This is a genomic window from Piscibacillus salipiscarius, from assembly GCF_042685285.1.
In the GTDB taxonomy this organism is placed as follows: Bacteria; Bacillota; Bacilli; order Bacillales; family Alkalibacillaceae; genus Piscibacillus; species Piscibacillus salipiscarius.
On record NZ_JBHUMZ010000016.1, the window covers coordinates 232478 to 246219 of the forward strand.

The following is a 13742-nucleotide window of genomic DNA, read 5'->3' on the forward strand; positions in this document are numbered from 1 at the left end:
ATACTAAAAGTATTGTAAAATTACTATAAAATAACTTGTCAGATGTTACTAAACCATATACGATAAATGGTGGTAACTGATTGAACGGATATGAAAGGGGATTTTAAATTGACGAATATTGAACAAAAATCAATCAATACGATCAGAACACTTGCGATTGATGCAGTTGAGAAAGCAAGCTCTGGTCACCCAGGTATGCCAATGGGTGCAGCTCCTATGGCGTATACATTATGGAGTAAAGTTATGAATCATAACCCTAAAAATTCTTCATGGTTTAACCGAGATCGATTTGTTCTATCGGCTGGTCATGGGTCTATGCTACTTTATGCTTTACTTCATTTATCTGGCTATAAAGTATCAATGGATGATATTAAGAATTTCCGCCAGTGGGGGTCTAAAACACCTGGTCACCCTGAATTTGGTCATACAGATGGTGTCGAGGCAACAACTGGTCCATTAGGCCAAGGAATTGCTATGTCAGTGGGTATGGCGATGGCAGAACGTTTCTTAGCTTCCAAGTTTAATAAAGACAATCAAAATGTGGTAGACCATTATACGTATAGTATTTGTGGTGATGGTGATCTAATGGAAGGTGTATCTCAAGAAGCAGCTTCATTAGCAGGTCATTTAAAGCTTGGAAAATTAATCGTTATGTATGATTCCAATGATATTTCATTAGACGGTGATCTAAATCGTTCATTTTCAGAGAGTGTTGAAGATCGTTTTAAAGCGTATGGATGGCAAGTCATTCGCGTAGAAGACGGAAATGATACTGAAGCTATCGAAAAAGCATTATTAGATGCGAAAGCGACAGATGACAAGCCTACTTTAATTGAAGTAAAAACAGTCATTGGTTATGGGGCACCAAACAAAGGTGGTAAATCTGATGCCCACGGAGCTCCATTAGGTGATGAAGAGCGTCAATTAGTAAGAGAACATTATAATTGGGATCATGAAGATTTCCACGTACCAGAAGAAGTAAAAGCTGACTTTGAAGAAAAAATGGTAAAGCGTGGTAAAGAAGCTGAAGATGAGTGGAATCAATTACTTGGACAGTATAAATCAGAACACCCTGAATTAGCTAAGGAATTTGAACTGGCGATGAACGGAGAGCTTCCTGTTAACTGGAATGCAGATCTTCCAACCTATGATGAGGACTCAAAAGCACTAGCTACTCGTGCAGCTTCAGGCGAAGTACTTAATGCGATTGCTAAAAATGTGCCGCATTTATTTGGCGGAAGTGCCGATTTAGCTGGTTCAAATAAAACGATGTTAAAAGATGAAGAAGACTTCAAATATCCTGACTATTCTGGTCGTAACATTTGGTTTGGAGTACGTGAATTTGCTATGGCTTGTGCACTAAATGGTATGGCTCTACACGGCGGAGTTAAGGTGTATGGAGGTACGTTCTTTGTATTTAGTGATTACTTACGTCCAGCACTTCGTCTATCTGCATTAATGGGTACTCCAGTTACGTATGTACTAACCCACGACTCGATTGCTGTTGGGGAAGATGGACCTACTCATGAACCGGTTGAGCAACTTCCATCTTTACGTGCGATGCCGCATTTAAAACTAATTAGGCCTGCAGATGCTAATGAAACAAAAGTAGCTTGGGAAATTGCAGTTCAGTCTACTGATACTCCGACTGCATTAGTCTTAACTAGACAAGGGTTACCAGTACTGCCTGAAACAGCTAAAAAGGCACCCGAAGGTGTTCGTAAAGGTGCATATGTGGTTAATGAGGTTGAAAAACCAGATCTATTATTGTTAGCTTCAGGTTCGGAAGTTCAGTTAGTTCACAAAGCTAGTGAACAGTTAAAAGAAGAAGGAATTAACGCTCAAGTCGTGAGTATGCCTTCTTGGTACTTATTCGATCAACAAGATGATGATTATAAGGAATCAGTACTACCAAACAATGTTAAAGCTCGTTTAGCTGTAGAAATGGCTTCTCCATTTGGATGGGAGAGGTATACGGGGTTAGACGGTGATGTATTAGGAATTCCTACATTTGGTGCATCAGCTCCTGGAAACAAAGTTATTGAAGAGTACGGTTTTACGGTTGAGAATGTTGTAAGTCGTGCGAAAAAGCTTTTAAAATAGGTATTTTGACAAAAACAATCAGTTTACAGGATTAAAATTTTGACAAATTTCGCCTAAGATTATTGATATGATATGTCCCAAAAGGGGGACATATCATGTATCAATATCATTTATATTTAGTGAAATCAGATTATGCGAAGCATTTTTATTATAAAATTGATACGGTATATCGTTTCTTGCAAGAACAAATGATGGATCAACCATCTAAATCCGCACAAGGACAGTATAAGCTTGTATTGGACAAGGTATATGCGAAGGATCTATTTCTACATTTAAATTATTGGAAAGATCAAGATATTCATATAAATATGAACCGTAATCATATTAACTTAATGGATTGTAAGCAATCGATCTCGTTAACAGTTAATGACTATTCAATTTCAATTTCTGCTGAGACAATTGTTGACTTAGATCAAATATTGTTTCGATCAATTAAGACTTTCCACCCTCACGTATTTGTAGTAAATTATGAAACTTATGAATGTGGGTGGATTACACCTTTTGTTGGTAAACAAATCTATTCACTATAATCAAATTTCGACTATTGTCATAGGGTTGTTGTTTTAATATACTTATTGAGAGACAACTAGAAGGAGGAAAATTTAATAATGGATACAATTTGGGTCGTATTAATTGCTTTAGGAGCACTTATTATCGGTCTTGCTATTGGTGTTTTTGTTGCTCGTAAGATGATGATGAGTTACCTTAAGAAAAACCCACCTATTAATGAACAAATGTTACGCACAATGATGATGCAAATGGGTCAAAAACCATCACAAAAGAAAATTAATCAAATGATGAGAGCAATGAATCAACAAATGGATGAGCCAAAAAAGAAAAAATAAGTTAAAAGGATGGACAAGTAGTCTATCCTTTTTTAATTTCTGTTATTTTTTCACTAAATTTTCAAGCATTACAAGATAACTAAGGCCTGTAATTTGGTACGATACATGTAGGTTATGTTTAGAAGGAGAGTTTTTAATGGACCTTAATATATTTTTAGCCTTTGGTGCAGGGTTCTTATCTTTTATTTCACCATGCGTCTTACCGCTATATCCGGTGTTCTTATCCTACGTCACAGGAATGAGTGTTGAAGAGTTAAAGACTGAAAATGCAATGCTTAGAAAAAGAAGTTTATTACATACATTATTTTTCCTTATTGGATTTTCGGCAATCTTTATCATTATGGGATTCTCAACTTACTATATAGGTGAGTTTTTAATCACTTATCAAGACTTAATCCGTCAGCTGGGTGCCGTTTTAATTATATTTTTTGGCTTCTTCATGATTGGAATCTTTAACTTTGAATTTCTTATGAAAGAACGTAAGGTGACAATCAAGAACAGGCCAGCAGGATATATTGGAACATTGTTAATAGGAATGGCTTTTTCGATGAGCTGGACACCTTGTACAGGCCCGATTTTGGGCGCTGTGATTACTTTAGCAGCATCAGATCCTCAATCTGCTGTTGTCTTAATGACAGCTTATTCTCTAGGCTTCTCAATTCCATTTTTCATTTTATCATTCTTTGTTGGCAAAATGGATTGGTTAAAACGTCATTCAGCTAAAATTTCTAAAGTTGGAGGATATATTCTAATCTTCCTAGGTATTGCTTTATTTTTTGATTGGATGAAAGACCTTACAGCTTATTTAGCTAGCTTCTTTGGTTTTACAGGTTTCTAATATCGTTTGTATTTCATATATTAAGTGTATTAGAATAAAGTTAATGAACGTATCGTGAAGGAGTTATGTTATGAAGCAACCTAATGATCTAATACTACGTACTACGACTCAATTAATTGCCTTTATTCTATTAGGTTTTAGTGTTTATTTATTCTTTGCTGGTCACAATGCACCTGGAGGCGGTTTTATTGGAGGATTAATGACCTCAGCCGCCATTATATTAATGTACATGACTTATGGCTTTGATAAAATCGAGAAAATATTACCCGTAAACTTCAGAACTTTATTTGTCACGGGTTTATTAATCGCTACGTTAGCTGGAATTGGCTCCATTTTCTTTGGTGAGTCCTTTTTATCACATACATCAGAATACTTTAATATTCCACTTCTAGGTGAAAAACACTTAGCAACTGCTATGATTTTTGATTTAGGTGTATATTTAGTAGTAGTAGGAATCACTTTAACCATTATTTTATCGATTTCAACCGATTCAGACGATAATGAATCTGACAATGTAGGTGTATAATAGTGTTCTTTGAAAGTACTTTATTTGCTGTGTTAACGACAGTGATGTTTATAGTAGGCGCTATAACAATGATTATAGTGAGGTCTCGTGCATCAAAAAAACCAGCAAGTGTAAAAAAAATTATATTACCACCACTTGGTATGAGTACGGGTGCATTTATGTTTCTCATTCCATATTTTCAAGTATCTTGGTGGCAAGTCCTTGAAGCTATTTCGGTAGGAATGGCCTTTTCGGTTTTATTAATTTGGACTTCTAATTTTGAAGTCAAGGGAAAAGATATTTATTTAAAACCATCTAAAGCCTTTATATTTATATTAGTTTTCTTATTATTGTTAAGGATTGCTCTTAAGGCTTATTTAGGACAAGAAGTTTCAGTTGGTGAGACAAGTGGCATGTTTTATTTACTTGCATTCGGTATGTTGTTCACATGGCGAATCGCTATGTTGATTAAATTTATGAAAATTAAGCAAAGCTTAAATTTCAGTCAGGTTAATTTCAGTTCACGGTCAAATTAATTTGGTCGTGAACTTTTTCTTTACATTCATCAAATTTTCATATTCATTCATTATGATTATTATAGAACGGAAGGTGAAAGTATGGCAGCAACGTCAGTATTAATATCAGTCGGAACATTAGTAGTCAGCTTTATCGTCGGTATAATAACTTATTTCTTGACTAGTCAAGAATCAATTGATGTAAGAAAAAAGAATATCGAAGAAGTGTCATCGTTTATTGTAAATGTCATCATATTTATTTGGATTGGGAAAATCCTTTTAAACATCAATCTTTTTATTCAGGACCCGTTAGCTGTATTAGCTTATCCAAGTTATTCTAGTGCATTTTACATAGGATTAATTGGTGCAGTTCTTGTCTTCGTTAGGAGGATGAAAAAAGGATTGGTTGATTTGGCGCCATTTCTAAACTCTTTGATGGTCATCTTTATTTTTACCTCTTTTACTTATGAATTTGTAGATTATGTTTGGAATGATAACTTATATACTTGGCGATACTTAACGTTGTTATTTGGAATAACGATGATCTATATTATGATTTCAAATAAGGTGTCATATTACTTAACAAGTGGACTATTAATGGTCTTATGGGGACTTGGACAAACTATTTTGTCAATATTACTTCCGTTTACAACAGTTTTTGGCTATTTAATTTCTATTTGGTTTTTCATTATTATTAGCATAATTGGGATCGTTTTGTTATTAACTAGAAAGCAGGTGAAAGCATGGCAGAAACAGCAGACTTAACTATTTGGTTAGCTTTAGGTGCGGGAATATTGTCGTTTTTATCCCCGTGCACTCTACCTTTGTTTCCCGCTTACATTTCTTATATAACGGGTGTAAGTGTTAAGGAATTACAAAATGATAAAAGTTTGAAAGTCCGGTCACTTATTCTGATTCACTCAGTCCTATTTTTATTTGGTGTATCGCTAGTTTTTATCGGATTAGGATTGGGCGCTTCATATTTAGGTCAATTTATTCAAGGGTTTCTAGTTGGGGAATCCGGCCAATTATTACAACGGATCGCTGGGATTTTTATTATCATAATGGGATTATTTGTAGCAGGTTGGTTAAATATAACGTCTTTTATGAAAGAAAAGCGTATTCAATTTGCTAATAAACCTCGCGGATATTTGGGAACCGTATTAATAGGAATGGGATTTGCAGCAGGTTGGACTCCGTGTATCGGTCCAATCTTTGGTTCAATATTAGTTTTAGCAGCAAATAACCCTGCCCAAGGTTCACTATATACCATTTTTTATGTCATAGGATTTGCTTTGCCGTTTTTAATCTTAACATTCTTTATGAGTTCAGCGAGGTGGATTGTTAAGTATAGCGGATTAATTATGAAAATTGGTGGTACCATCATGATCATCATGGGGGTTTTATTATTCACAGGTCAAATGTCAAGAATATCAAGCTTCCTATTAAGATTAGTGCAAGATACTTGGATGGCTAACTTAGGTTAGATGGAGGGAAAATAGGATGAAAAAGTATATCATTTTAGCTGTTCTAATAGTGATGTTTGGGTGGGCGGTTTATGACTTTGTTCAGTCAAACGAAACAAATCAAGAACAAGATGATAGTGGTTTTATGATTAGCAGTGAACCGAATGCAGAGAATACCGAAGAATCTAAAGTAGGATTAGATATCGGTAGTAAAGCACCAGACTTTGAGCTTGAAAATCTTCAGGGAGAAACTGTTAAGCTATCAGATTACCGAGGTCAAAAAGTGATGATTAACTTTTGGGCAACTTGGTGTCCGCCATGCCGAGCGGAAATGCCTGATATGCAAAAGTTTTATGAGGAAAAAGAGGTCGTTATATTAGCAGTTGATATGTTTGAAACAGAACAAAACTTAGATAATGTAAAAAACTTTAAGAACGATTTCAACTTAACTTTTCCAATTTTAATTGATGAAGGTGATGTTTCAACAGAGTATCAAATACTTCCGATACCTACTTCATATTTTGTGGATTCAAAAGGAATTATAAGACATAAATCCATGGGAGCTATGAATTATGAACAAATGATTCAAGCGTATGAAAAGATGGATTAGCCCCGTATAGTTTAATATAATGGTAAGGTAGGTGAGGTGTTTAGACATGAAAGAGACAATTTTAATAGTTGAAGATGAAGAGATGATTAGAAATTTAATAAGGTTATATTTAGAAAAAGAACAATACGAAGTCATTGAAGCTGCAGATGGAATTGAGGCACAAGCACAATTCCTTAAACACCAGCCTTGCCTCATTATATTAGATTTAATGCTACCTAAATTATCTGGTGAAGAATTTTGTGAATGGGTGAGAAATCAGGAAACAACACAGGAAACATCGATCATTATGTTATCTGCTAAAACACAAGTAGATGATAAAGTTAATGGTCTCAAATTGGGCGCTGATGATTATCTAACCAAACCATTTAACCCTGAAGAGTTATTAGCTCATATTGAAGCGGTGCTAAGGCGTACGGGGAGGTTTTGTCATAAAATTACTTACGATGGGCTTAGCATTAAGGTTAGAAAAGGTGAAGTGACATTAAATGGTGAGCCTATTCAATTGACAAAGCATGAATTTAATTTACTTTATTTTCTAATGTCTAACCCTAACTCAGTATATAGTCGTGAACAATTAATAGAACAGCTTTATCCAAACTATGAACACGATATTTTAGACAGAACGATCGATGCCCACATTAAAAAGCTACGATTAAAAATTAATGATCAAAAAGATCCAAAGCGCATTCAAACAGTGAGAGGAATGGGATACAAATTTGTCCCGAATCAGGAACATGTTTAAAAGCTTATTGGTAAGATTAACGTCACTTAACATTTTAATGATTACATTAAGTATTTTAATCAGTAGTTTTGCCATATACCAAACGGCATGTATATTGGTTGATTCCATTGGCAACCTCAATGAGAATCGGCAGTCACAGTTTGAGTGGATTCTATTTCAATATTTATTTGTATTTAGTTTTCTAACCATTATAATTGGGAGCGTTTTGCATTTTTATTTAACCAAAAGTTTAATTAATCCCATTCGTAAGTTGATTTTATCTACGAAAAAATTAAAAGAAGGCGAAATCCCTGAATCAGTTAATTATGAATCCAATAATGAAATCGGTGAATTAGTGAATCATTATAATGAACTGTTACACCGGCTTAAGGAAAACAATCAGTTAAGAAGAAAAATGGTTACAGATCTTTCGCATGAAGTCAGAACACCTATTCAAAACTTAAACGGCTATTTATACGCTATTAAAAATGGTGATATAGAGCAAAATGAAGTCGTAATGGAATCGTTGTTTAATGAATCAGAAAGATTGAAACATTTAATCGAACAGTTAGATCAGCTAAAAGAATGGGATTTAGCTAAACATAACGTCATACTCGATAAATCTACTGTTGAGATTTCAAATTTGATTCGAAGATGTGTATCAATTTTTCAGTGGAAATTTGATCAAGTTCATATTTCAATTGATTTGAAGTTAGATGAAGACCTGATTGAATTGCAAGAAGAAGGGATTCAACAAGTAATCAATAATTTACTAGATAATGCTTATAGATATCATGAAGGGTCTGATCCAGTTCAAATTCATGGTAAAAAACACGAAGACTACTATGAATTCAGTATAATAAGCAAAGGGCAACCTATAGCACCTACCGATCAAGAAGAAATTTTTAAACGATTTTACAGATTGAATCAACATGAAAAGAAGATTAACAGCACGGGATTAGGTTTAGCCATTGCCAAGGAGATAATTTCTAATCATAAGGGGAATATTGGAGTTTATTCATCAAAACAAGAGAATACTTTCTGGTTTACATTACCAAAAAGAAAAACAATGAGTACTTAATCATAAGCTCATTGTTTTTCTAATAAATGTTCATAAGAAGAGAAATCTATATTTTTTTCATTTAGTCGTTTGACTAAAAACTTATGATCTCGTTTAGGAGTTGCTAGTATGTAGCCTTCAATAATCACATCTAAAGTTATCTTCTTTTTGCGCTTTTGAAGTGCGACCTTCCCTATTTTAGCTGCTATTTTTTGTTTAGCTACATCCCTAAAAAGCTGAGGTACAGGTTCAACAAGTTCGTTTAATAATTTCTTTTCCTCTTCACCCCACATGTGGATGGTCTGGTCTACATAGTATTCTTCCCAGTCAATAATGGATTTTCCATCATCCTTAGGCAATTTTTTTAGGAATTTACGAAACATAAAAAAGCCGCCTATTCCTAATAACCCAATCATAATTAAGCCCCATAATATCATTAAATAACCAACTGTCTCAGACATGTTATTCACTCTCTTTAATTAATTGATGGCGGGACTGTGTGGGAATCGAACCCACCGAAGACGACACGCGCCTTCCAGGAGGTTTTGAAGACCTTGACAAGCACCAGCATTGTAACCAGCCCCATAAACCCTGTTATATCAAGGTTTTTAAAACCTTTATAACGGTTTTTTTAACAGTTTGAATCGGTTTTAACTTGTCCTCTTTCAGTTTCAAATTATACTTTTATTCTATTAAATTATCAATTATTAAGTAAAGTTCATTTAAAATTTGTTCAAGTTTAGAAATTGGCTGAATTAATGATATAATTGCATTTATTTTTGAAAATTTTTTAAAGGTTTTGTTTTCCCTTGTTAATGCTGATTGTTTTGACTAAGGAGATAATCGACCATATAGGGAATCCAAAAATAATGTTACGATTTAAGAATTGCTGTAACCCTTGATACAATAGGGTTTTTAAACGAAAATCTTTAGGCAATGTCGATACCCCCAATAAATACTGCCTATTTCGACAAAAGAGATAATCGACCATATAGGAAGGTGTAATTATTGCAGTGGACATTTAGAAAACGCTGTAACCCTTGGTATTACAGAGTTTTTAATCGAAAATTTTTAGGCGATGTCGATAGTATCTGTATTTATGGGGTATCTCAACAAATGACTTAATGCACCATATAGGAAGGTTCAGATTAAAAACCTTCATTTTAAGCCCAAAAGTGTCAAGTAAACAGCCCTTGAACCCTTGATATGACTGGCCTCTTATTTTCTCCTAATGGTAGGGTATGATTAATTTGTTTTAAGCAGTCAAATTGATTGATTGTTTAAAAGAGATTAACTATCTCTATGTAAGCACTAATTATTAATAACCTCCAAGAAGTCACGTTTTGACTTCTACTTTTCGCTAGAGTAGTCGTTTTGGCTACTCTATTTTATTTTTTTACTCATAAATATGAGTGGACAGGAGAGATAAAAAATGGATTTATCACAAATACCTTTAGATGTTTGGTTATCGCAAGGTGTTTTTGCGATACTATTTGTTTGGCTATTGATTGATACAAGAAAAGAAGCCAAAAAACGAGAAGAACAACTGACAGCACAGATAGACAGGCAAAATGAATCACAATCTAAAATTGTACAGACATTAGAACGCCTAGAAACCAAAATACAAAATATTAAGGGGGAATAAATGAATGGCTGAAATTACACAAGACGCATATCAAGATTTACGTGATTATATTCAAAACAGTTGGCAGTTTATCGAACTTCAAGACGATAGTGGAACAGCAGTATTACGACTTGATCCTAGCGACAGTCGAGTAACGTGGACGCATACAGCAGGAAGTCAAATTTTACAATTACAAGTAGTAGTTAAAGGTTCTGATACTGATATTACTGCCCCACAAACATTTGCACAATCGGTTATTTTCAATGTTGCTAGTGGTGGTAATCCATTAAGCACAGAAACATTTACAGCATTTACAATCGAACAAGACGAAGATCAATTAACGGTGATACATAATATTGAAGTACCGCAAGTTTAAGGCGGTGATTAATTATGGCAACTTTAATAAGTACACCGCAAGATTTAGATAATATTAGAAATGATTTAACTGGTACTTTTGAATTAACAAATGACATTGATATGTCTGGTTGGGGTAATTGGACACCAATTGATGATTTTGGTGGTTCATTAGATGGTAAAGGATATAAGATTCTTAATTTATCTATTAATCACAATGCTCATACTGGTTTGTTTGGGATAACTTCATCTACTTTTACAATTTTATATTTAGGATTTGAAAATATAGATATTGTAAACAGTAATTCAAATGCAGGTGCTTTAATTGGGTACACAAGTGGTAGCAACACTATTATTGATAACTGTTTTGTTGAAGGTGGAACAATTCAAGCATATGGTTATGCAGGTGGATTAATAGGTAACTTACGAGGAACTGCAACAGTAACAAATAGTTATACTAATTTAGATTCTATACATACTACTAATTATCGTTCAAGCGGTTTTATTGGTGCATTTGTGGGTGATAATCATTTGGTTGAAAATTGTTATTCAGTTACTAATAGTTTAACCTCTGCTGACCCTAATGAAGTATTTGGTTTTGCTTGGTATGAAAATAATTCAACAGTAAATAACTGTTTTTGGGATACAGAGGTAAGTGGTGTAACTCAAACACATCATGGTACAGGTAAAACAACAGCAGAAATGCAAACTCAATCTACCTATACCAATTGGGATTTTACTTCTATATGGGGGATAAATGGTAGTTATCCATATTTACAAGTGTTTGGTACACCTGAACAACCTGCTAAACAAGAATCTAGAGAAGTAACCTCTTACCTTAATATTATTACTTCTCAATTAGATGTCGCAATAGATGACTATGTACCACCAAAAATAGAAACACGATCTATTCAATCTGATATACAACCTATTTCTAGCCACATACAGAGCCACAGAGCAACTTTAAGAAGTATTGAAGGGTATTTGTCTAGGATTGATACAAATGCCACACAATCAAGCCATATCGTACGAGTTGGGAATGTAACAAGTTTTGTTTCTCCAATTCAATCTAGCGTTAATGTATCAACTTATCGACAACCTATAATACAAACTATTAATCTAGTATCGTATTTGAACCGCATACAAGCCGATACAGACGTTTTATTACCATCTAGTAGTAAAACCATTAATGGTTACATAACTATCGAGAGTAACCAATCTCGAACGTCATATAACGTGAATAATACTTATAGTCAAGTTATAGAAAATCCATCTTACAGTGAGGTGATGGAATGATTTATAAAGGTGATACTGTTCGTTTAAAAGTACACTTTAAATCGTTGAACGGACAGTCAGTTAATCCAGTTGACGTGTACTTAACAATCTATGATAAAGACCAAACTGAAATTGAATCAATTGCTTTAGACGACACCAATCAAGAAGATGTAGGTGTCTTTTTTTATGACTATGTACTACCCAATGACAAACCTGAAGTGATTTTCGAGTTTAGAGGATTGCATAATCAAAAACCTATCCTTGTTAGAGATAGGATTGAATCAAAATTTATTTAAAAAGGAGAGATTGTGTATGGCTGAAGAAAACACATTTACACAAGAACAGGTAGATGAGGCAATTCAGAACGCTAAAACAGAATGGACTGAGCAAGAGTTAGATCCAATCGTTACAGAACGTGATGAGTTACTTCAATACAAGCCGAAAGAATTAACAGAAGAAGAAAAAGCGTTAGCAGAAAAAGAGCAGAATTTATTTAAGCGTGAAGTAAATGCAACTTTAAAAGAAAATGGATTAGAGCAATTTGCTGATGTAGTTAAAGTACAAGATGAAGAAGAACTTAATCAAGCAGTTAAATCACTTAATCAGATTGTCAACGATATTAAAACAAGCGTTGGCTATGTACCACAGGATCATGCGACTGATGATGAGTATTCTAAGTTTGAAAAAGATAAGGATACAAAAGGCATGATAGGTACAAAATTAACTAAACTCTTTGGATAAGCCGATTTTATCGGTTTATATAAATTAAAACAACTATTAAAGGAGATTGATATTAATGTTTAACTCAGATAACTTTACACAAGCAGAACGAATTAGTTTAGCAAAGGAAATCGCAGTAATTGGTGTTCAAGCGACACCTTTAACATCTATGCTTATGGCAAAAGGTAATATTGAAAAAGCACTTAGCACTGTTTACACTTGGAGAGAAAAGACGTTGGATTCTACGGATGACATTTCAGCAGAAGAAGGTTCAGATACAACAACTTTCTATGAATCTGCTAGAGCAGAACTAAATAACGTGCTTGAAATCTTCAAAAAGGGTGCTAGTATCTCAGGTTCAGCACAGGCAATGAAATCTAGTCAATTAGCAGAAGAAGTAAATGATCGTCTATTAGAACTAAAAATCAACATGGAGAAGAAATTAATCAATGGTCTAAAAGATGATGGTTCGACTTCAGGTATTCGTCATATGAGTGGTCTAATTGAATTTGCAGACGCTAGTAACGCAGTCGCAGCGACTGACGCTGTAACTGAAGACAATATTAAAACTGCTATGCGTAACCTTTGGGATCAAGATTTAGCAGAGGGTACTTATTATGCTTTAGTCAATGCGGACATTAAAGAAGACGTAGACGCTATCTATCAAGATCGTTACAACTACAATCACAAACAAACTAACTTTGGTTTAGTGGTTGATTCTGTAACAACTAACTACGGTACTGTAAACTTTATTTTATCTAAGCACGTACCTGTTGATAAAGCAGTATTTTTTAATGACGCTTATGTTGACCTTGCATATTTACGTGAGCCACATTTTGAGCCACTTGCTAAAACAGGTGACTCTGTTAAAGGTCAAGTAATTGCTGAATCTACACTTAAAGTAGGATCACCTAAAGGTGTTGGTGTATTAACTGTAACTGCTGGTGTATAAATTTATACATAATCAAGGGCTGTCCATTTTGGGCAGTCCTTTTTAATTTTAAAAGGAGAAATTGGAGATGTTTAGAAAGGAAGAATATCTATTAAAACGTAGACGTAAATGTATTACTCATAAAGATTTATCCGAAGTACTAAATTGCAGTCAA

The 13742-nt window shown here is 34.2% G+C and carries 18 protein-coding genes and 1 tRNA gene; 17 read left to right on the forward strand and 2 right to left on the reverse strand.

All coding sequences use genetic code 11. From position 1 onward, the window contains the following. Positions 1–90: 90 nt before the first annotated feature. The 11 genes from tkt (at position 91) to ACFSW4_RS06045 (ending at position 8684) form a co-directional block, all read left to right on the forward strand. A complete protein-coding gene (gene tkt, locus ACFSW4_RS05995; RefSeq protein ID WP_449305823.1) occupies positions 91–2103 on the forward strand; it encodes a transketolase in 2013 nt (670 codons plus the stop codon). Between the two features lie 95 nt (positions 2104–2198). Continuing rightward, positions 2199–2633: a sporulation inhibitor of replication protein SirA gene (sirA, locus tag ACFSW4_RS06000; protein WP_054751334.1), complete on the forward strand. Its 435-nt coding sequence runs from the start codon at positions 2199–2201 to the stop codon at positions 2631–2633. 78 nt (positions 2634–2711) lie between these two features. Then, complete coding sequence (locus ACFSW4_RS06005) at positions 2712–2948, forward strand: YneF family protein (protein ID WP_377328089.1); 237 nt, start codon at positions 2712–2714, stop codon at positions 2946–2948. Between the two features lie 136 nt (positions 2949–3084). Next, on the forward strand, positions 3085–3786 hold the full coding sequence (locus ACFSW4_RS06010) for a cytochrome c biogenesis CcdA family protein (RefSeq protein ID WP_377328091.1): 702 nt from the start codon (positions 3085–3087) through the stop codon (positions 3784–3786). A gap of 70 nt (positions 3787–3856) precedes the next feature. Then, positions 3857–4312, forward strand: a complete 456-nt coding sequence (locus tag ACFSW4_RS06015) for a Na(+)/H(+) antiporter subunit B (protein WP_054751331.1) — start codon at positions 3857–3859, stop codon at positions 4310–4312. 44 nt (positions 4313–4356) lie between these two features. Beyond that, positions 4357–4827: a CcdC family protein gene (locus tag ACFSW4_RS06020; protein ID WP_377328143.1), complete on the forward strand. Its 471-nt coding sequence runs from the start codon at positions 4357–4359 to the stop codon at positions 4825–4827. A gap of 81 nt (positions 4828–4908) precedes the next feature. Next, on the forward strand, positions 4909–5571 hold the full coding sequence (locus ACFSW4_RS06025) for a hypothetical protein (protein WP_054751329.1): 663 nt from the start codon (positions 4909–4911) through the stop codon (positions 5569–5571). After that, complete coding sequence (locus ACFSW4_RS06030; protein WP_377328093.1) at positions 5550–6293, forward strand: cytochrome c biogenesis CcdA family protein; 744 nt, start codon at positions 5550–5552, stop codon at positions 6291–6293. Before ACFSW4_RS06025 ends, ACFSW4_RS06030 begins: the two co-directional genes overlap by 22 nt. A 16-nt stretch (positions 6294–6309) precedes the next feature. Then, a complete protein-coding gene (locus tag ACFSW4_RS06035) occupies positions 6310–6882 on the forward strand; it encodes a TlpA family protein disulfide reductase (protein WP_054751327.1) in 573 nt (190 codons plus the stop codon). Positions 6883–6928: 46 nt separating this feature from the next. After that, complete coding sequence (locus ACFSW4_RS06040) at positions 6929–7624, forward strand: response regulator transcription factor (RefSeq protein WP_377328095.1); 696 nt, start codon at positions 6929–6931, stop codon at positions 7622–7624. Next, the gene (locus ACFSW4_RS06045) at positions 7617–8684 is read left to right on the forward strand and encodes a sensor histidine kinase (RefSeq protein ID WP_377328097.1); all 1068 of its coding nucleotides are present in this window, start codon (positions 7617–7619) and stop codon (positions 8682–8684) included. The genes ACFSW4_RS06040 and ACFSW4_RS06045 overlap by 8 nt, the downstream gene beginning before the upstream one ends. An 8-nt stretch (positions 8685–8692) precedes the next feature. Here the strand turns inward: ACFSW4_RS06045 and ACFSW4_RS06050 are convergent, their stop codons facing one another. Both ACFSW4_RS06050 and ACFSW4_RS06055 read right to left on the reverse strand, forming a co-directional pair. Then, entirely contained in the window at positions 8693–9124 is a 432-nt protein-coding gene (locus tag ACFSW4_RS06050; RefSeq protein WP_377328099.1) for a DUF2621 family protein, read from the reverse strand. Positions 9125–9150: 26 nt separating this feature from the next. Next, positions 9151–9247 (reverse strand) — tRNA-Sec (locus tag ACFSW4_RS06055). Positions 9248–10095: 848 nt separating this feature from the next. Here ACFSW4_RS06055 and ACFSW4_RS06060 point away from each other — a divergent pair. Genes ACFSW4_RS06060 through ACFSW4_RS06085 form a run of 6 tightly spaced genes read left to right on the forward strand, consistent with a single transcriptional unit; the run spans position 10096 to position 13588 of the window. After that, on the forward strand, positions 10096–10308 hold the full coding sequence (locus ACFSW4_RS06060) for a BhlA/UviB family holin-like peptide (RefSeq protein WP_377328101.1): 213 nt from the start codon (positions 10096–10098) through the stop codon (positions 10306–10308). A 4-nt stretch (positions 10309–10312) separates the two neighbouring features. Next, the gene (locus ACFSW4_RS06065; protein ID WP_054751323.1) at positions 10313–10663 is read left to right on the forward strand and encodes a hypothetical protein; all 351 of its coding nucleotides are present in this window, start codon (positions 10313–10315) and stop codon (positions 10661–10663) included. Positions 10664–10677: 14 nt separating this feature from the next. Next, on the forward strand, positions 10678–11937 hold the full coding sequence (locus ACFSW4_RS06070) for a hypothetical protein (protein WP_377328103.1): 1260 nt from the start codon (positions 10678–10680) through the stop codon (positions 11935–11937). Further along, entirely contained in the window at positions 11934–12212 is a 279-nt protein-coding gene (locus ACFSW4_RS06075) for a hypothetical protein (protein ID WP_377328105.1), read from the forward strand. The genes ACFSW4_RS06070 and ACFSW4_RS06075 overlap by 4 nt, the downstream gene beginning before the upstream one ends. A gap of 16 nt (positions 12213–12228) precedes the next feature. After that, positions 12229–12657, forward strand: coding sequence for a hypothetical protein (locus tag ACFSW4_RS06080; RefSeq protein WP_054751319.1), 429 nt, complete (start codon positions 12229–12231; stop codon positions 12655–12657). Positions 12658–12712: 55 nt separating this feature from the next. After that, positions 12713–13588 (forward strand): SU10 major capsid protein, encoded by an 876-nt coding sequence (locus tag ACFSW4_RS06085; RefSeq protein WP_054751317.1) that lies wholly within the window; start codon positions 12713–12715, stop codon positions 13586–13588. The last annotated feature ends 154 nt before the right edge of the window (positions 13589–13742 follow it).

Bases quoted from the DNA above. Each gene is read 5' to 3' on its own strand.
- ACFSW4_RS06040 (WP_377328095.1), top strand. From the start codon at position 6,929: ATGAAAGAGACAATTTTAATAGTTGAAGATGAAGAGATGATTAGAAAT.
- ACFSW4_RS06045 (WP_377328097.1), top strand. From the start codon at position 7,617: ATGTTTAAAAGCTTATTGGTAAGATTAACGTCACTTAACATTTTAATG.
- ACFSW4_RS06060 (WP_377328101.1), top strand. From the start codon at position 10,096: ATGGATTTATCACAAATACCTTTAGATGTTTGGTTATCGCAAGGTGTT.
- ACFSW4_RS06010 (WP_377328091.1), top strand. From the start codon at position 3,085: ATGGACCTTAATATATTTTTAGCCTTTGGTGCAGGGTTCTTATCTTTT.
- ACFSW4_RS06080 (WP_054751319.1), top strand. From the start codon at position 12,229: ATGGCTGAAGAAAACACATTTACACAAGAACAGGTAGATGAGGCAATT.
- ACFSW4_RS06070 (WP_377328103.1), top strand. From the start codon at position 10,678: ATGGCAACTTTAATAAGTACACCGCAAGATTTAGATAATATTAGAAAT.
- ACFSW4_RS06035 (WP_054751327.1), top strand. From the start codon at position 6,310: ATGAAAAAGTATATCATTTTAGCTGTTCTAATAGTGATGTTTGGGTGG.
- ACFSW4_RS06085 (WP_054751317.1), top strand. From the start codon at position 12,713: ATGTTTAACTCAGATAACTTTACACAAGCAGAACGAATTAGTTTAGCA.
- ACFSW4_RS06025 (WP_054751329.1), top strand. From the start codon at position 4,909: ATGGCAGCAACGTCAGTATTAATATCAGTCGGAACATTAGTAGTCAGC.
- sirA (WP_054751334.1), top strand. From the start codon at position 2,199: ATGTATCAATATCATTTATATTTAGTGAAATCAGATTATGCGAAGCAT.
- ACFSW4_RS06005 (WP_377328089.1), top strand. From the start codon at position 2,712: ATGGATACAATTTGGGTCGTATTAATTGCTTTAGGAGCACTTATTATC.
- ACFSW4_RS06075 (WP_377328105.1), top strand. From the start codon at position 11,934: ATGATTTATAAAGGTGATACTGTTCGTTTAAAAGTACACTTTAAATCG.
- ACFSW4_RS06020 (WP_377328143.1), top strand. From the start codon at position 4,357: ATGTTTATAGTAGGCGCTATAACAATGATTATAGTGAGGTCTCGTGCA.
- ACFSW4_RS06015 (WP_054751331.1), top strand. From the start codon at position 3,857: ATGAAGCAACCTAATGATCTAATACTACGTACTACGACTCAATTAATT.
- ACFSW4_RS06030 (WP_377328093.1), top strand. From the start codon at position 5,550: ATGGCAGAAACAGCAGACTTAACTATTTGGTTAGCTTTAGGTGCGGGA.
- ACFSW4_RS06050 (WP_377328099.1), bottom strand. From the start codon at position 9,124: ATGTCTGAGACAGTTGGTTATTTAATGATATTATGGGGCTTAATTATG.
- ACFSW4_RS06065 (WP_054751323.1), top strand. From the start codon at position 10,313: ATGGCTGAAATTACACAAGACGCATATCAAGATTTACGTGATTATATT.
- tkt (WP_449305823.1), top strand. From the start codon at position 91: ATGAAAGGGGATTTTAAATTGACGAATATTGAACAAAAATCAATCAAT.